This is a genomic window from Sedimentibacter acidaminivorans (assembly GCF_017873955.1).
GTDB classification, from domain to species: Bacteria; Bacillota; Clostridia; order Tissierellales; family Sedimentibacteraceae; genus Sedimentibacter; species Sedimentibacter acidaminivorans.
This window is the reverse complement of record NZ_JAGGKS010000002.1, coordinates 278994-296073: the sequence shown is the minus strand read 5'-3', so window position 1 is coordinate 296073 and position 17080 is coordinate 278994. Positions and strand designations below refer to the sequence as shown.

At 29.5% G+C, this 17080-nt stretch carries 20 protein-coding genes and 1 pseudogene; 18 read left to right on the top strand and 3 right to left on the bottom strand.

The window, feature by feature from the left end; genetic code table 11:
- Position 1 precedes the first annotated feature (1 nt).
- From J2Z76_RS16575 to J2Z76_RS04680, 9 genes and pseudogenes are all read left to right on the top strand, one after another.
- Positions 2-229, top strand: a pseudogene (locus J2Z76_RS16575) (hypothetical protein); the annotation flags it as partial.
- Positions 230-298: 69 nt separating this feature from the next.
- Complete coding sequence (locus tag J2Z76_RS04715) at positions 299-829, top strand: TIGR04104 family putative zinc finger protein (RefSeq protein WP_209510848.1); 531 nt, start codon at positions 299-301, stop codon at positions 827-829.
- 138 nt (positions 830-967) lie between these two features.
- On the top strand, positions 968-1696 hold the full coding sequence (locus J2Z76_RS04710) for a hypothetical protein (protein WP_209510847.1): 729 nt from the start codon (positions 968-970) through the stop codon (positions 1694-1696).
- Between the two features lie 52 nt (positions 1697-1748).
- On the top strand, positions 1749-1973 hold the full coding sequence (locus J2Z76_RS04705; RefSeq protein WP_209510846.1) for a PF20097 family protein: 225 nt from the start codon (positions 1749-1751) through the stop codon (positions 1971-1973).
- Between the two features lie 69 nt (positions 1974-2042).
- On the top strand, positions 2043-2588 hold the full coding sequence (locus J2Z76_RS04700) for a hypothetical protein (RefSeq protein WP_209510845.1): 546 nt from the start codon (positions 2043-2045) through the stop codon (positions 2586-2588).
- Positions 2589-2742: 154 nt separating this feature from the next.
- Complete coding sequence (locus J2Z76_RS04695; protein ID WP_209510844.1) at positions 2743-3573, top strand: class I SAM-dependent methyltransferase; 831 nt, start codon at positions 2743-2745, stop codon at positions 3571-3573.
- 78 nt (positions 3574-3651) lie between these two features.
- Positions 3652-3846 carry a hypothetical protein gene (locus J2Z76_RS04690; protein ID WP_209510843.1) on the top strand — a complete coding sequence of 65 codons (195 nt, stop codon included), beginning with the start codon at positions 3652-3654 and terminating at the stop codon, positions 3844-3846.
- Between the two features lie 160 nt (positions 3847-4006).
- Entirely contained in the window at positions 4007-5260 is a 1254-nt protein-coding gene (locus J2Z76_RS04685) for a serpin family protein (RefSeq protein WP_209510842.1), read from the top strand.
- Between the two features lie 181 nt (positions 5261-5441).
- On the top strand, positions 5442-5897 hold the full coding sequence (locus J2Z76_RS04680; RefSeq protein WP_209510841.1) for a hypothetical protein: 456 nt from the start codon (positions 5442-5444) through the stop codon (positions 5895-5897).
- A gap of 223 nt (positions 5898-6120) precedes the next feature.
- Here J2Z76_RS04680 and J2Z76_RS04675 read toward each other — a convergent pair whose 3' ends face one another.
- Positions 6121-7041: a DUF2935 domain-containing protein gene (locus tag J2Z76_RS04675; protein WP_209510840.1), complete on the bottom strand. Its 921-nt coding sequence runs from the start codon at positions 7039-7041 to the stop codon at positions 6121-6123.
- A gap of 311 nt (positions 7042-7352) precedes the next feature.
- Between J2Z76_RS04675 and pgaC the strand changes: the two genes are divergently transcribed.
- From pgaC to J2Z76_RS04630, 9 genes are all read left to right on the top strand, one after another.
- A complete protein-coding gene (gene pgaC, locus J2Z76_RS04670; RefSeq protein ID WP_245210321.1) occupies positions 7353-8606 on the top strand; it encodes a poly-beta-1,6-N-acetyl-D-glucosamine synthase in 1254 nt (417 codons plus the stop codon).
- On the top strand, positions 8567-9070 hold the full coding sequence (locus J2Z76_RS04665; RefSeq protein ID WP_209510839.1) for a hypothetical protein: 504 nt from the start codon (positions 8567-8569) through the stop codon (positions 9068-9070). Before pgaC ends, J2Z76_RS04665 begins: the two co-directional genes overlap by 40 nt.
- A 19-nt stretch (positions 9071-9089) precedes the next feature.
- A complete protein-coding gene (locus tag J2Z76_RS04660) occupies positions 9090-9950 on the top strand; it encodes a polysaccharide deacetylase family protein (protein ID WP_209510838.1) in 861 nt (286 codons plus the stop codon).
- Between the two features lie 22 nt (positions 9951-9972).
- Positions 9973-10809 carry a radical SAM protein gene (locus tag J2Z76_RS04655; protein WP_245210320.1) on the top strand — a complete coding sequence of 279 codons (837 nt, stop codon included), beginning with the start codon at positions 9973-9975 and terminating at the stop codon, positions 10807-10809.
- A gap of 135 nt (positions 10810-10944) precedes the next feature.
- On the top strand, positions 10945-11820 hold the full coding sequence (locus tag J2Z76_RS04650; RefSeq protein WP_209510837.1) for a metal ABC transporter solute-binding protein, Zn/Mn family: 876 nt from the start codon (positions 10945-10947) through the stop codon (positions 11818-11820).
- Positions 11817-12584 (top strand): metal ABC transporter ATP-binding protein, encoded by a 768-nt coding sequence (locus J2Z76_RS04645; protein ID WP_209510836.1) that lies wholly within the window; start codon positions 11817-11819, stop codon positions 12582-12584. The genes J2Z76_RS04650 and J2Z76_RS04645 overlap by 4 nt, the downstream gene beginning before the upstream one ends.
- Positions 12585-13433: a metal ABC transporter permease gene (locus J2Z76_RS04640; protein ID WP_209510835.1), complete on the top strand. Its 849-nt coding sequence runs from the start codon at positions 12585-12587 to the stop codon at positions 13431-13433.
- Complete coding sequence (locus J2Z76_RS04635; protein ID WP_209510834.1) at positions 13430-13879, top strand: Fur family transcriptional regulator; 450 nt, start codon at positions 13430-13432, stop codon at positions 13877-13879. Before J2Z76_RS04640 ends, J2Z76_RS04635 begins: the two co-directional genes overlap by 4 nt.
- A gap of 150 nt (positions 13880-14029) precedes the next feature.
- Complete coding sequence (locus tag J2Z76_RS04630; protein ID WP_209510833.1) at positions 14030-15412, top strand: diguanylate cyclase; 1383 nt, start codon at positions 14030-14032, stop codon at positions 15410-15412.
- Positions 15413-15440: 28 nt separating this feature from the next.
- Here J2Z76_RS04630 and J2Z76_RS04625 read toward each other — a convergent pair whose 3' ends face one another.
- The gene (locus tag J2Z76_RS04625) at positions 15441-15863 is read right to left on the bottom strand and encodes a DUF2000 domain-containing protein (protein WP_209510832.1); all 423 of its coding nucleotides are present in this window, start codon (positions 15861-15863) and stop codon (positions 15441-15443) included.
- Positions 15864-15919: 56 nt separating this feature from the next.
- Positions 15920-16756 carry an AraC family ligand binding domain-containing protein gene (locus J2Z76_RS04620; protein WP_209510831.1) on the bottom strand — a complete coding sequence of 279 codons (837 nt, stop codon included), beginning with the start codon at positions 16754-16756 and terminating at the stop codon, positions 15920-15922.
- Between the last annotated feature and the right edge of the window lie 324 nt (positions 16757-17080).

Genomic DNA, 17080 nt, shown 5'->3' with positions numbered 1-17080 from the left:
GGAAATTTTAAACGCTGACGAGGTGTTTTCAATTATTCGCGATACAAATATTGCGTCACAAAATGTTGCAAAGCGAAATGGTATGGAAGTAACAAATAGATTTATTAATTGTATCCGATTTAGGTCATACGATACCAGTGTATTAACTCGGCATGTAATGTTGCATTTAAATGATTGCTGCAAATGGAAATTATTAATGAAAACGAAAAAAGTTTTTTATCACTATTAGTCAAATTTAATAATGTGTTGACGGAAATAAAATAATAACGTGGATTATATAACAAGGAGAATTAGATAAATGCAAAAATGTAAAGAGTGTTCTAATAAATTTAGATATAAGGATATTATTAAATCAATATGGCTTAAAGGATATGCCCCAATTACATGCGCTTACTGTGATACCATTAATTATGTTAATATTTCAACAAGGTTAATTCTTAGCTTATCTATATCCCTTCCGTTAATTATTAATGTTTTTGTAAATCTATTTTTTGACTACTTTTACAATTTATCTTACTTTTCTATAATACTATATTTATTTTGGGTTAGTATCATTATTGGTGTAACACCTTTTTATGCGAGATATCATACTAAATCTAATGTTGAACCTGATGATGGTACTAAAGCATTATTAGCTTCAAAATTAAATAGAGCAGAGGCTGAAATAGTTATTTCTATTTTAGAATCATATGGTATACCTTACTTAAAAAAATCTAACGAAACAAAAAAAACAATAGAAATATATGCAGAATACAGCAATCATAAAATAGATATATATGTTCCACCAAATATGATTCAAATGTCTAGAGAATTAACGAATCATTATTAAATAGCGTTGGAACCGTAAATCTTGCTAAGTAATTAGATTTAATACAATAGGGGTAAATGGTATAAAATTACCCTCCGTGGTATTATATTGAGGAGGCAAAAACTTAAATAAATAATTCAAATTCAAGGAGCAACAATTATGAAAAGTAAAATAAAGGGAGGATTTTCAATATTACTGATGTCACTTATCTTTTATTGTATGATTACAACTAAGTATACTCATGCCCTAGGAGATTATATAGTGGAATTTGTAGGATTAAACTCATGGACAGGAGATAATAGTGGCGTTCATTTAACAATAATATATTTTGGAATTCCTTTCATCATAGCGTTACTTGAAGTAGAAAGATATGTTATAAATGGTTTGAACATTAGCAGAATCCATGTATTTCTGATTTTTATAGTATTGATGACTATATTTTATTTATTGACAGGATTGATTGTAAGTAATATTAAGAAAAATTCTCCAGGATTATTATCCATAGCATTTAACCCTGAAAACAGCAGTATTAATTATAGTACAAAGGATAAAGAACTTGTTGAATTCACTGCTGAATTCGAACTGATTAATTATAGTAATGAAAAGAGGACTTTCTACATAAGTATTGATAGACCTTCATATAGACAGGATGGCATTGAAGCAATTAGCTTTTATACAATCAATGGAGAGAAAGCAGTTTTCCAATTGGAAGGTAACGAAACTAAATTTTTTTCATTGAATTTAAATGATTATAAAGTAGTTGGAGGTAGGAGGTTTCAAAATGGAAGCGAATCTGGAACCATTGAAGAAATTGTACTAACTGATGATGAAGGAGATAAAGTTATCTTGAATAGAAATAATGGCTTTTTTGCTGAGTTGAGTAGATGAAGATATAGATATTAATTATAGGAATACTGAGATTTTATAGGAGGTGTGAAGTATGAAATGTCCAAAATGTGGAGTTGAGATGAATACTGGTTATTTACAAACTGGAAATTTGGTTGCTTTTAACAAACAGAGGCATAAAATATCGTTGAATTCAAAAGATCCTGAAGATGTTATGGTATCCCGTAGAGCGTTTACATCTAATGATTTTACTGGATATATCTGCAAGCAATGCGGTTTAATTGTTTTTGATTACTTAAACCCAAAGACTCGGCTTTAATTATAATATTTTCTGTTATCGGTGACACAATTTTTGTGAATTATTATAATATTTTCGGAGGGTGTCGAAATGAGAAAAGTAATAAAATTTATTTGTATTTTATGTTTAATTATATTTAATTTAATTGGCTGCAGTAATTCTGAAGGGAAGGATTCACAAAGTGTAGCTGAAAAATTTGCGAAAGAACTTTACACGGTAGATGCAAAAGAAATTGATAATTTTAATGAAATTTCAAATTTTAAAACTAATGACATTAAGATATTTATTGAGGAAATTGAGTCAATGCACAAAAAAATAAAACCCTTAATGACAGAAAATTCATATAAAACACTTTTAAATAGCAGGACAAAATTTGCTTTAATCCAACTATGTGCCAAGGAAAATTACCTTATGCAAGTTACAGATTTTAGTTTATCTAAAACTACTAATGATACAGATGTTAACAATGAGGGTTACATGTTTGAAGTAAAGTTAAAGTTTATATCAATGAAAGATAAAACGGAAAAAGAAGATGTCGGTAAAGGATATATAGGACTAACCAAAAAAAGCGGTAAATGGAAAATCTCTGGATATAAAATTAATGTATTGCCAAACTTATTGACAGAGACAGACTAATAACGTATTTATATGATAAAGATGAAATAAAAAGTAATTTAATTTTTAAGAGTATTTTAATCAAATTAATAGGTGTTTTAGTTGATGAAATTTTATAATTAGAGAATAAATTAAGCATTTAGGGTGAAATAGATTATAAATGGGGGGTATCATTATGGAAGATTGTGTTCGTGTTGTACAAGAGCATTATGACGGAGATGTACAAAAGGAGTGGAATAGACTCGAAAGGCATCCTTTTGAATTCATAATAACTACTGGTATGATGGATAGATATATAAAGCCAGGTGACAAAATTCTTGATATTGGCGGAGGACCAGGGCGCTATTCGATTTATTATGCTAAGAAAGGATGCGATGTTACTCTTGTAGACCTATCACCAGAAAATGTAAAGTTTGCAATAGAAAAATCAAAAGAACAGAATGTCAAAATTAAAGCAATTTCTGGTGATGCAAGAGAAGTTAATAAATTGGTAAATGGAGAATTTGACCATATATTTGTTATGGGACCAATGTATCATCTACTTGATGAAAGGGATAGAATTAAAGCCTTAAGGTCAGCAATAACAATGCTTAAAGATAGTGGTATGATGTATGTTTCATTTATTCTTATGTTTGCAGAAATGATTTATGGGATGAAACATATGCCTCAATTATTGCTTATGGACACTGAACAGATTTATATTGATGAGGTTTTAAAAGGAAAATCCTATAGTGGTGATTCATTTACTAAAGCATTTTTTATAAACCATAAAGATATAATACCTTTTATGGAGAAATTTAACCTTAAGAAAAAGCATTTTTTCGGTCAGGAAGGCATTCTTTCTCCATGTGAGTTGAATATACTTAATCAGCCTCAGGAAGTTATAGATAAATGGGTAGAGGTTGCAGAACAACTATGTGAAAGGGAAGAATTACTAAGTTATTCTGAACATGCTATGTATATAGGACAGAAGATTTCCAGGACAATGGGATTAGATGAATACTAAAATCACATCAAACAAACATCTATATTAGTATATTAATTAATATAAGTCTTCTATTGAATTTTTAATGGAGGTTGAATTATGATAAAAAAGGAAATGACGATATTAGATATTGTTGAAAAATATCCCAAAACGGAAGAAATTTTTAAAAGTTATGATAAATTGGTTGGTAAATGTGTTCTATGCAACAATTTATTTGATTCACTTGATAGTTTTACAGCAGATAATAATATTGATTTACAAGATTTGATTGATAAAATAGATAACTCTATTTGATTAAATTAATATATTAAAATTAATGCTATAATATATCAAAAAACTGTTAAATTGATGTTTTTATTTCAAAAATTATGAATGAAGAGTTAATTATAACATCATAGCTGTGGAACCTAGATAAATAAAAATCGTCATATGTAATATAAGGAGGTAACTATTTATGAATAAAAAATTTATTTATATTATTTCATGTATAACTGCAATGACGATGATAGTTTCAAGCTGTACTTCACCTGCTAACGATTTAATGAAGGGTTACGTTTCAAAAGTAGATGTATCATCACTTGAACCAATTGATGAAAATTTAAAGGAAGCTATTTTAAATTTTTCTTGGAATATGTTTAAAGAAAATAGCCAAAATACAGGTAATTTGATGATATCACCAGTTTCTATATATACTGCATTAGCTATGACTTTAAACGGTGCAGACGGTGACACTAAAGCAGCTATGTTAGAAGCACTTTCAGCAAAGGGCATAACAGAAGAAGATTTAAATGCTGGAATGAAATCATGGATTAGTTCTTTAACTAATGATGATAGGATTGCTAAATTAAATGTAGCAAATTCTATTTGGTATAGAAATAGCTTTGAAGCTGATGAAAAATTTCTTCAAAAGAATGCAGATTATTATTCTGCTTCTATTAAAAAATTAGATTTCAGTAAAGAGGATTCAGTAAATACAATAAATGATTGGGTAAAGGATTCTACAAATGGAACCATTGACAAAATTATTGACAATATCAATGATGATACAATGATGTATTTAATTAATGCTATTTATTTTAAGGGAGATTGGAAAGACCAATTCAAAGCAAATAATACATATAAACAACCATTTAATTCACCTACAGATGTTATTGATACTGACTTTATGCATCGCAGAGGGGATATTGGCTATTTAAATGGTGATGGAGTTACTGGTGTAATTTTACCATATTTGGATGAGCAATTTGCTTTTATTGCTTTATTACCAGAGGAAGGAAAAACAACAAGAGAATTAATTGATAATTTTAGTGCTTTGAACTTAATTAAATTACTCGAAAATAAGAAAAATGCTAATATAGATTTATCCTTGCCAAAATTTGAAGGCAAGTATGAAGATAGCCTCAATGATGAACTTGCAAAATTAGGTATGGATATTGCCTTTGATCCGAATTTGGCTGATTTTTCTTTAATGAGCAAAAGTCATAAAAGAGAACTTTTTATAAACAATGTAAAGCACAAAACTTTTATAAGAGTTGACGAAAAAGGTACTGAAGCAGCTGCTGTTACTTCTGTAGAAATGAATGTGACAGGTATGCCAATGGATGTACAAAAAGTAGTATTTGACAGACCTTTTATTTATGGAATAATCGATGTTACAACAGGCATACCTCTATTTATGGGGGTTTTAGAAAATCCAGATGCTGAATAATTTATTTATTTATCGGATTTAAAAAATAATACATTTTAACAAAGACTGATTATCTATCAGTCTTTGTTAAGGATATTTTAGCAATTTGGATTAGAACGTATTTGATTGTATCTTAAGAATATATAATAATGTTGCAATTGTCAGCTTTATAAAATCATAAGGAAGAAAGGGGTAATGCAATTTGGTAATCACTTTTCCTAACGGAGCAATGTATGATGGTGAAATAAAAAATGATATGATGCATGGACAAGGGATACTCACCAATGTTGATGGAACAAAATATGTTGGTGAATTTAAGGACAACAAGATGCATGGGCAAGGTGTATTTATTAATTCTGATGGAAGAAAGTATGTTGGTGAATTTAAAGATGATAAGATGCAAGGACAAGGAATGTTTATTAATGTTGATAGAACTAAGTATATTGGTATAATCGAAGATGGAAAAGTGTACGGACAAGGAATATACATTGATTCTCATGGAGAACGTTTTGTTGGAGAATATAAAATCAATGATACAAATAAAAAGGTAAAGTTTACTAAAAATATATTTGAACAAGTGCAATATATACTTCTTATTTTGTGGTTTATTAGTAGAATTATTCCATACATTTTGTATTTTTTACAGGAAAATTTATAAGTTGATATTTTATTTTTATTTCTATACAAATTAATTTTTATACCATTAAAAGTTAAAGGTTTTCTTTGTTTCTAGGTTCTGTGATTACTATTTTCCTGTGAAAAGTGTGTAATTTTTTTTTACTTACACACTTGATTTACTCTCGCGTTACATATTTTTTTGTAAGTATATTTAATATACGCACCATGAACTAAAATTATAAATTATCTGTAGCAAACTATAATTATTTTTTAAATATTTTTAAAAGTCTTAAATAGTGATTTGCTTCACGCAATGTATGATCTCCTAATAAAGGTATAATTATTGATTTAACTTTACATTCAATTAATCCTTGTGTTCCTTGTTCCTTGAAGTCACGTAATGCCTTTGTTGCTTTGAGACTTTCATCTGTAACCTTTATTAAAGGCATGGCCTTATCCATAGCAGCCTTTGAAGCTACTGTCAATTGATTAAACTCCTTTCCAAAATTATTAGCTGCATTAATTAATTCATCTTCAGTTGGGTCAAGTAAACCACGAATGAATTTTGAATGTTCTGCCATAATTCTATTCCAGAATAACTCTTGTTCTGCAACTTCTCTTTCCATATTTATATGTTCTCTGTTTTGAAGTTTTTGGATTGTCTGTAAATAAAGATTAGCTTCCCTCATAATGTGATCTATCAATAATGGATAATTTACTGTAAACATTTTACATTCTAAAACATTATTTAAAATATTTGCTTTAAACTGTATTAATGCACTAACTAATTTAATAGCCCATTGGTTTATATAAAATACTCTTTCTTCGATTATTGGATTGTATGGTGTTTTGCCTGCACACATTAATTCAGCCTCTTCTTGAGTTAGTTTAGTTGGAATCTGTATTCCTGTATAATATGATGAAACCATTTCAGCTTTAAGTGTATAAGGTGTTATTACTTCACCAGATTGAAGTACGCTTTGGCTAACAACACCATTAGAAAGTAAAATAACTTCTCCTAAAAATTTGTCAAACTCTCTACGAAATTCGTCTGCTTTTTGTGTATAATTAGTATCCCTTGGGGTAAATCCCAACTCTAGAAAAAATGAGTGTTCTTTCATGATTCGTCCAAAAAAAAGATGTAGCTCTAATGACTGACGTACAAAATCCATGCTTGTTGGCATAGCAATTCCTCCTTAAAATATTCAAACTATGTTACATATTATGATTTCTAATAATAACTGCTACAGTTTTTATTAGATAATAATGAAACGAAACTTCTTGGGATAATTGGGACGGTTCTTTTTGTTTGATGAATAAATATAAGAGTCATAATTAGTCGAAACCCGTCTTTTTTACATAAATGATAGAATAAACCTTGAGCACCATAAAATAGGTCATGATTTATCAATAAAAAAATACCACATAACATATTATTATGATATAATTTAATTTCAGTTGTCGAAAAAAGTAATATTTGGAGGAATATACAAATATGATATTGTTTAAAGATATGCCTCGTTTAATGCAAATTATTCAGGCTTATATATTTTGGTATCCATTTTTAATGTCTTTATTTTGGATTGCAGGGTCTGTTATTTTCTCTATGTTCCGTGAAAATGATAATGAGATTAATATTGAAAATTATAACTGGCCGAAAATTAGTATTTTGGTTCCTTGTTATAATGAAGGAGAAACAATTGCAGAAACAATAGAATTTCTGTCAAAATTGTCGTATCCAGATTTTGAAATTATTGCAGTAAATGATGGAAGCCGTGATTTTACTGAGAGTATATTAATTGAATTATCAGAGAAGTATGATTGCCTCAAGGTTATTAGTTGTCGAGAAAATAGAGGAAAAGCAAACGCCTTACATATTGCTGCACATGCGGCTGAATCTGAATATTTGTTATGTGTTGATTCGGATGCGTTATTAGACGATAAAGCACCTTATTATTTAATAAAACATTTCTTAGAACGTGGTGAAAGAGTAGGTGCTGTTACTGGAAATCCAAGAATTAGGAATAGGGATACACTTTTATCAAAATTACAGTTAGTTGAATATGCATCAATAATTGGGTCTATAAAAAGAGCACAAAGAATTCTGGGAAAAATCATGACGGTTTCTGGTGTTATTGTTGCCTTTAGAAAGAAAGCATTAATAGACGTTGAATTATGGGATCGTGATATGATTACAGAAGATATTGCAGTTTCATGGAAATTACAAAAAAAATTTTGGGATATTAGATATGAACCACGTGCTTTATGTTGGATGCTTGTACCAGAAACACTATCTGGAATATGGAAACAACGTGTCAGATGGGCCCAGGGTAGCCAAGAAGTTATTTTAAAGCATTGGGACGTTTTTAAAGATTGGCGTCAAAGAAGGATATGGCCAATTTATATTGAACAAGTAATGAGTATACTTTGGTCTGTATTATGGCTCATAGTAAGCATATGTTTTATTTTTAGTGCAACAAGCTTGAAACAATTATTGATTTGGATATCATTTAATTCTTTTGCAATGGTATTGATGAGTAATATTCAGTTGTTTATGTCATTACGAAATGATTCAAGATATGATAAAGTATTAAAATACTACTTATGGGCAGCTTGGTATCCAACGGTATATTGGATGGTTAATGTATTTGTTGTTATAAGTGCAATACCAAAATCAATTAAATCAAGAATAAAAGGAGGATATGCAACGTGGAATTCACCGGACAGAGGAATGAGAAGCAGCCTATAAATAATAGTGAAGAAGTGTTAAATGACAATAATGTTAAAGAAGGTTCAATAGATAAATTTCTTGTAAGGTCAAAACAACCATTAATAAAGAAAATATTTGTTTATGTAATTAACATATTTATGTGGCTATATATGTTGGTTGTAGTATATTTTTTTATAAGTGCTTGCTTTAATTATAATGATTATTTCATAGGAATATTAAAAATTAGTTTTAAAATAACAAATTATGATATAAGAATGTTTTTGCTTTCTACATTCATCTTTTTTATCATATTTTTTGTAGGATTGCTTATGTGGAAATATTATAATAAAAATAGATTTGGTAAGCTCAATAGAAGAGCTATGCCAAATGAATCGACAGATGATGATATGCTTGCATTAAATTTAATTGATCCTAATGCATATGAACTACTTAAGTATCAAAAGGTGATTATATTTGAAAAAAATCCTATTAAAGAATTGTAAGGAGGTAAAATGTAAATTGATGAAGAAAATATTTCCTTCAATAATCGCATTTTGTTTAATTATTGTATTAAGTATTAAGGTTTTTACATTAGCATTAAAAGCTGATGCTGATACTTTGGATGTTTATGAAGTAATTCCTAAAGAAAATGTTTGTGTTGCTTTGACATATCATCGAATAAGGAGTTCAAATTTGTGGAATACTGCAATAGAGAAACTTACAGATAATAAAGAACTTGCGATTTATTCTGTTTATAAGGATGAATTTCAAAATCAAATTGATTATATGATTAAATCAGGAGCATATTTTGTAACATTAGATGAGCTTAAAGAGTTTAAGATAAAGGGAAAATATCCTGATAAATGCGTTTGGATTTGTTTTGATGATGTAGATATCTCTGTATATAAAAATGCGTTTCCAATTTTAAAAGAAAGAAATATTCCATTTACTTTATTTGTAATTGCAGGTCAGGTTGGGAATAAGGATTTTAATAATTTTCAAATAGCATCATGGGATGATCTTCGTGAAATGAGGGATAGTGGTTTGGCTTCGTTTGGATCTCATACATATGATATGCACTATTTACAAGATAAACAAGCAAAATTTCTAAATGAAGATATGTATGAAGAATTTACAAAAGATATACAAAAAAGTAAAGAAGTTTTGCAAAGAGAGTTGGGTCTTGAAATTACAAGTTTAGCATATCCATTTGGGGAATCTTCTAAGGAAGTTGTAAATTGTGTTAAGGAAGCTAAGTTTACAGATGCATATATATTATCCCCCCATCCAATTGATAGTTTCAGCGATTCATATAATCAGTGTAGATATTTAATTGATTGTAAAAATTTTTATAAAATAGTAGTTCCGTGGTTGGAAAATTAATGCCTTGAGCGAGGCGAAAGGAATGGTTATAATTATGTATAAAAATGATACGGTTTATTATCCACAGGATGAAATGACTACGGTTTTACTGCCGGTAACATCAGGGTGCTCATATAACAAATGTGTATTCTGTGCTATGTATAAAGATATTAAATACAGTGAAGTTCAGTTTTCCGATATAGAAGCAGAATTGCTAAATATATCTATATATACTGAAAAAGTATTTTTGATAGGAGCAGATCCTATTTCAATAGGATTTGACAACATGAAACGTTTACTAGATAAGATACATCAGTATTTGCCATATTGTGCGTGTGTGTCCTCGTATGCATCCATAAAGTATATTTCCAAATATTCAGTTGAGGAACTTTCCATTCTCCATGATGCGGGACTTAGACTTCTCTATATTGGTTTTGAAACAGGCAGAGATGATATACTGAAATTGATGAATAAAGGTCATACAGTAAATGAAGCAATTAAACAAGCAAAGAAGCTTAATGAAGCAAAAATACCATTTAACTCTATCGTTATGTATGGAATAGCGGGCAAAGGCGAATCTGTAGATAACGCAGTTGCAACTGCTAAAATGATTAATCAATTTATAACAAATGGAGTTATTACCATGAATCTAAAAGTTGCTAACCAAACGGAGTTAAATAACATGGTAATTAGAGGTGATTTTATTCTTCCAGACGGAAACGAACGATTAGTAGAAATAAGAACACTTTTAGAAAATCTCGAACCTAAGAAACAAATGATATTTGATACAACACATCCAACAAATATAATTAAAATAAAAGGTACATTACAGCAAGATAAAGAAAGATTAATAGATAAAGTAACAAGTTATATTAAATAAAAAATCGATATATTTCCTTGAAAGTTGGTATATAGTAGTAGTATTTAAGGTTTATGGTTGACATATGTTTTTTATAGCGTTATAATTTAAATGCAAATGAATTGCATTTGCAAATAAATTATGGGTGATGATAAAATGAATATAAAAAAATTATTACGTAATACTTTTGGTGTTATGATTATACTGAGTGGGATGCTTTTATTTGGCTGTAGTAATAATGAGCAAGAAAATGTAAAAGAAGACAAACCAATTATTGCGGTTACTATTGTTCCAGAACAGACTTTTGTAGAAGCTGTTTGTGGAGACCTGGCTGAAGTGGTCGTTTTGGTTCCTCCTGGAAATAGTCCGGAGAATTATGAACCTACTCCTATGGTAATTGAAAAATTTAGCAAGGCATCACTTTATTTTTCAATTGGTGTTTCCACAGAGGAAGCAAATATTTTACCAAAAGCGACTGATATTAAAACAATTGCTTTACAAGATGAAGTTGCTTTAATATATGATGATAGAACATTCGAATCTAATGAAAGAGATCCGCACATATGGCTTTCTCCTAAACGGGTTAAAGTAATGATAGAAGTAATATCTCGTGAAATGGGTAAACTAGATGTAGCTAATAAAGAAACATATGAAAAAAATGCTAAAGCGTATATTGAACAATTAGATGAACTTGATAAAGAAATAAAAGAATCTCTTGATGGTGTTCAAAATAAGAAAATTATCGTATATCATCCTGCTTTTGGATATCTTGCAGATGATTATAGTCTTGAAATGTATTCATTAGAGGAAGAAGGAAAAGAGTCGACAGTTATGCATTTGCAGGAAATGATTGACCTTGCAAAAAAGGAAAATATAAAAGCTATTTTTTATCAGGAAGAAATAGACAGTAGCCAGTCTAAGGCATTTGCAGAAGAGATTGGCGGTAAAACCGTACAGCTTTCACCATTAGCTGCTGATTATATCGATAACCTTAAAAAAATGGCAGAAACTATATCAGAGGTTATGCAATGAGAAAAACGGCAGTAAATATAGAAAAATTATCAGTATATTATGGAGAAACCCCAGCGATTACTAATATTTGTATGGATGTAGAGGATGGTGAATTTTTAGGAATTATAGGTCCTAACGGTGGAGGAAAATCTACACTTCTAAAATCTATTCTGGGTCTTGTTCCTATCACTACTGGGAGCATTAAAATATATAATGAGAAACTTGGGAAAAATAAAACATTGTTTGGATATGTTCCGCAGTTTGCTACTATGGATAAAAACTTTCCAATTTCTTGTCTTGAAGTTGTTTTGACTGGATGTATAAAAGGAGGGTTATCTCCTTTTTTTAGATTTGCAAAAAAAGATAGAGACATTGCATTTGATCAGCTTGAAAGGGTTGGTATAAAAAAACTTGCAAACAAGCAAATAGGTGAATTATCGGGAGGAGAATTTCAAAAAATGCTCATTGCAAGAGCACTTGCAGTAAATCCTAAGATTTTATTTTTAGATGAGCCTACTGCTAGTGTGGATGCAAGTTCTAGGGAACAAATTTACGATTTGCTTGAAGAATTAAACAAGAATATTACAATCATACTGGTAACACATGATCTAATGGCTATTTCATCTAAAGTTGGAAGATTAGCATGCTTAAATGAAAATTTAGTTTATCATGGAAAACCAGAGTTAAATGATAACATTGTAAATAAGCTCTATGGCTGTCCAATTGATTTAATTGCACATGGCGTGCCTCATAGAGTATTAAGGGAACATGGGGAGGAAAAGTAATTGATACATGCAATATTTGAATATAAATTCCTGCAAAATGCATTGGCTGCCAGTATTCTTGCCAGTATAGTATGCGGAATTATCGGCGTTATAATTGTGGAGAAAAAATTAGTTATGATGAGCGGAGGTATAGCCCATACTGCTTATGGAGGGGTAGGTCTTGGTTATTTAATGGGATTCGAGCCTATGATAGGTGCTTTTATCTTCTCTGCATGTGCAGCAATGGGAATAGGATTTATCAAAAGGAAAGGTGGTGCACAATCTGATGTAATAATAGGACTTTTTTGGTCCTTAGGAATGGCACTTGGTATTGTTTTTATTGCATTTATGCCTGGATATCCGCCTGATTTAAACTCTTATCTTTTTGGAAATATTTTATCTGTAACAAAATCAGATATTTATTTAATGCTTATATTGACGTTTATAGTAGTTTTCGTAGTAATTGCATTGTATAATAATTGGAAAGCTTATTTATTTGATGAAGAATTTGCTTTTATTATTGGTATAAATACAGCTTTTTTAGAATATCTGCTATTGGTTTTAATTGCAATGACAGTTGTTGTTTTGATAAGAGTTGCGGGTATAATAATGGTAATAGCATTGCTTACCGCGCCTGCAGCAACAGCGGGGATAGTTTCTTCAAAACTTAAAAATCGTATGGTTTATGCAATTATCTTTGGAATTATTTTCTGTGTTGCTGGATTATGGATTTCTTATGTTTTAAATATTGCATCAGGAGCAATAATAGTAATATTATCAGTAATATTTTATTTTTCTATGTATTCTATAAGTTACACTCGAATAAAAGCAAAAAGAAAAGGGATAGCAATAAGACAAGAATTGTCATGAAAGGTGGTTCATTGATATTGAATAAAAGAGCTGAGTATGAAGACGATTTAAAACAAAGCGGATTAAAAAATACAAAAAGTCGTAAAGCGATTATTGATATTTTAATACAAAGCGATCAACCTATAACTGCAGAACAAATATATCTTAAACTGAAAGAAAGTAAAACAGAAATTAATTTATCCACTGTGTATAGGACGCTGGAAACTTTAGATAATAAAGGTCTTGTTACAAAGCTGAGTATTATGGATGATGATAGAATGTTTTTTGAATATAATAAAATGGGACATAGACACTACTTAGTATGTATTAATTGTAAAAAAATTGTTACAATTCATGGATGTCCTCTGACCTCGTATGAAGAAGAATTAGAAAAGGAAACAGACTTTCATATTGTAGGTCATAAACTATATTTATATGGATATTGTTCGGATTGTAAGAAAAAGTAAAATGTGATATGCGGATTTAAGTCAATTGATTAAAAATGAAATTTTATTCAATTGGCTTTGGTTTTGTGTATTATGACAAATTGATTTTCCTTGCTTTAAAATTATTTATTAGATATAATGTAAAAAAGATTATAATTAAGGAGAAATCGTATGGAGAGTATAAGGAAATTCGAAATATTGGAAGATGAAGCACTTCTGCAATTAGATAAGTTTGTTACAATACCTACGATTATTTTTAATAATAAAGAAGTTTTATATTTAAATGAAAGCTGTAAGAAAATGTTAGGATATGAAGAAAATGACTTGAATTATAAAGAGGTCAGAGACTTTGTTAACTATTTAGAAAAAGAATACTTATTCATATATAATCATAACTTTTTAGAAAGTACAACGGATACAGTGAAACAAGAAATACTAATTAATAAGAATAGTAAAGAGAGCATATGGGTAGAATTTACTGGTAAAATTGTCATATATCGTGAGAAAAAAACTTTTATTGGACATTTATATGATATTTCAGATAAAAAAGTGAGTCAATTGAATTTATCTAGAACATCTAAACTTAGGGATTTGATGCTTGAAGTGACTCAGTCAATCTTAAAAATGGAAGATATCAATCAAATATTCCAATTAATTTTAAATAATTCATTAATAGCTTTAGAAAACTCGACATTAGGAACCATTTTTATAAGGGAAGACGACTGTTTTAAGGTTGTCGCTTCTGTTGGTTTTGTAGATGATATTAAAAATTTTAAATTACATGTTGATGGTTGTTTTCTCTACAAAGCAACTGATGGTAAAATGGATAGGATAGTCAATATTAGAGATTTAACAAAATATAATGGTTATGATTGTATTAAAGCTAATATTGGAGAAGGAATGTTTATTAAATCTACCATGTCGGTTCCAATATACCATGAAGGTAGTTTTTTTGGTATGATTAATATTGATTCTGTTGAAAAAAATGCTTTTGATGAAGATGATGTGAAGTCAATGGAATTCATAAGAAATAATGCTGAAATTGCCGTTTCAAATTACCTTTTATATAAAGAAAAAGCTTTTTTAGCTAAACATGATCAACTAACTGGTTTATACAATCGATACTATTTTGAAGAAAGTTTTTTAAAGTTAAAGGAGAAAGCAATACAATATAATGAAACTTTTCAACTTGTTGTTTTTGATATCGATGGTTTGAAAAAAATTAATGATTCTATGGGGCACTTGATTGGTGATGAAGTGATAAAGAAAATTGCACAATCAATAAAAAGTAGTATTAGGAAAAGTGATATCATTGCTCGAGTAGGAGGCGATGAATTTTCGGGAATTATTTTTGTATCAAATAAGGAATATTTAGTAGAAAAATTTCAAAAGATTTTAAACCAACTTGAGAATGATCCTCTATTAATGGTTAATGAGGAGATAATATGTACGTTTAGCTATGGAATAGCTAGTTTTCCACAAGAAGGAATAGAACTTAACGAATTGATTAAAATTGCTGATGAAAGAATGTATTCTTATAAAAAAATCAATTAAAAGCGACTATCAGTTAAGGCTGTAATCTTTATCTTAACAAGGGCATACTTCCTGTCAACTTGTTAATTTTTTTCTTGTTGCCGTAAATAGCAATTCCCAAATAAGTATGGTCAGCTTCTTTTGTAGTCTTTGCCTTAAGCATATATTCATCATATATATTACAACCCTGTGCTACATCAGAAAAATCAACAACAATCATATCGCTGAAATCTTGTGTATAAAGTTTTTCTCTCAAAGTCTTAAGTATTTCTATGTTGCCCTTCAAAATTGGTACAGGTATAGCTATTATACCCTTATGAACTTGTCCAGAAGCGTCCTGAGCATCTTCACCTACGCATTCCGGCACTTGCCTGCCTAATGTAATCCCTAATATTGCAGTTGTATTAGCAATAATCCCTATAGGGAGAGCTTCGTCTACTACGATGACGCATTTTGTTTTCTGATCTGCCATTATGTATCTCCTTTAAATTATGTTATTTTTTCAATGAAATAAAAATCTTATTTAGTTTAAGAGTGCTCATCCTTATCAATATCTATAAATATTCGCATGTATTGTTTGGGTGTTAATCCAATCAGCTTTTTAAAAAAGTTTGTAAAATGGCTTTGATCGCTAAAGCCTGTTTGAAATGCGACTTCAATAGGTCGAATGCCTTGTTCTAATAGTTTTTTTGCATTGCTGATACGAATTGTTTCAAGATAACTGTAAGGTGAAATTCCTTTTTGCCTAGTAAAAGAACGAATAAAATGATATTTGCTTAATCCTGCTAATGTGCTTAAGTCATCAAGCGCAATTGTTTTTGTATAGTTTAACTCCAAATAATCACATGCGGCTTTAATTTCAGATACTGGTTCTATTGTATTTTGTGCGGGAGTTGTGTCAGAATAGTCCTGAATTAATTGCTCTATTAAGAACAAAAAAAGCTCCTCTTTTTTAAAGTCTGTATCTTTATTTAAAATCATAAGATGTAATTCCCTCAATGATGTCGCAATATCATTGTGATAGAGCACTGATTGTGTGAATTTGGGAAGGTACTCTCTTCTAGTTATTTCAAACACAGTACGTAGCATAATATCTGACTTTATATTGATACACCGATAATCTAGAGTTTTTCCGTCTACTTGTTCGCATGTATGGGTATCTCGTGGATTAAAGATTGTGATATCTCCAGGGTTAATTATATATTCCTTATTGTTGCATAACAAATACCGCTGACCGTTTTCTATAAAACCAATGACATAATAGTCGTGAAAGTGATTGGGAAACTTCTGCATAATTCCTTCAAAACGATATGCTTCTATTTTTAAATCCGTATCATAACATACGGTACGAACTTCATTTACCATTAATAATCACCCTTTTCTTATTAGCTTCTGGAATAAGTATAACATATAGCTATGGGTAATTCTTGCATATTGTTGCTCAAATTCAATTAAATTAAAAAAATATATATAAAATATCATTCACTGGGTGATATGAATAAAATGAAACTTTATTAAGAAATTAAATATAAGGGTGAGCTAGTTTATACTTTTCCAGCAGTAATGGAGGAAAATATTCGGGAAATCAAGTTCGCATTGAAGCTGGAAAATATAAGTTGATAGTACCTGAAAATGATTAATCTTTTTTCTCGAAAAACTTGTAAAATATGCAAGTTTTTTGTTTGCAAT

Bases quoted from the DNA above. Each gene is read 5' to 3' on its own strand.
- J2Z76_RS04635 (WP_209510834.1), top strand. From the start codon at position 13,430: ATGAAAGGTGGTTCATTGATATTGAATAAAAGAGCTGAGTATGAAGAC.
- J2Z76_RS04645 (WP_209510836.1), top strand. From the start codon at position 11,817: ATGAGAAAAACGGCAGTAAATATAGAAAAATTATCAGTATATTATGGA.
- J2Z76_RS04715 (WP_209510848.1), top strand. From the start codon at position 299: ATGCAAAAATGTAAAGAGTGTTCTAATAAATTTAGATATAAGGATATT.
- pgaC (WP_245210321.1), top strand. From the start codon at position 7,353: ATGATATTGTTTAAAGATATGCCTCGTTTAATGCAAATTATTCAGGCT.
- J2Z76_RS04625 (WP_209510832.1), bottom strand. From the start codon at position 15,863: ATGGCAGATCAGAAAACAAAATGCGTCATCGTAGTAGACGAAGCTCTC.
- J2Z76_RS04630 (WP_209510833.1), top strand. From the start codon at position 14,030: ATGGAGAGTATAAGGAAATTCGAAATATTGGAAGATGAAGCACTTCTG.
- J2Z76_RS04620 (WP_209510831.1), bottom strand. From the start codon at position 16,756: ATGGTAAATGAAGTTCGTACCGTATGTTATGATACGGATTTAAAAATA.
- J2Z76_RS04700 (WP_209510845.1), top strand. From the start codon at position 2,043: ATGAGAAAAGTAATAAAATTTATTTGTATTTTATGTTTAATTATATTT.
- J2Z76_RS04675 (WP_209510840.1), bottom strand. From the start codon at position 7,041: ATGCCAACAAGCATGGATTTTGTACGTCAGTCATTAGAGCTACATCTT.
- J2Z76_RS04660 (WP_209510838.1), top strand. From the start codon at position 9,090: ATGAAGAAAATATTTCCTTCAATAATCGCATTTTGTTTAATTATTGTA.
- J2Z76_RS04655 (WP_245210320.1), top strand. From the start codon at position 9,973: ATGGTTATAATTATGTATAAAAATGATACGGTTTATTATCCACAGGAT.
- J2Z76_RS04705 (WP_209510846.1), top strand. From the start codon at position 1,749: ATGAAATGTCCAAAATGTGGAGTTGAGATGAATACTGGTTATTTACAA.
- J2Z76_RS04685 (WP_209510842.1), top strand. From the start codon at position 4,007: ATGAATAAAAAATTTATTTATATTATTTCATGTATAACTGCAATGACG.
- J2Z76_RS04695 (WP_209510844.1), top strand. From the start codon at position 2,743: ATGGAAGATTGTGTTCGTGTTGTACAAGAGCATTATGACGGAGATGTA.
- J2Z76_RS04710 (WP_209510847.1), top strand. From the start codon at position 968: ATGAAAAGTAAAATAAAGGGAGGATTTTCAATATTACTGATGTCACTT.
- J2Z76_RS04650 (WP_209510837.1), top strand. From the start codon at position 10,945: ATGAATATAAAAAAATTATTACGTAATACTTTTGGTGTTATGATTATA.
- J2Z76_RS04690 (WP_209510843.1), top strand. From the start codon at position 3,652: ATGATAAAAAAGGAAATGACGATATTAGATATTGTTGAAAAATATCCC.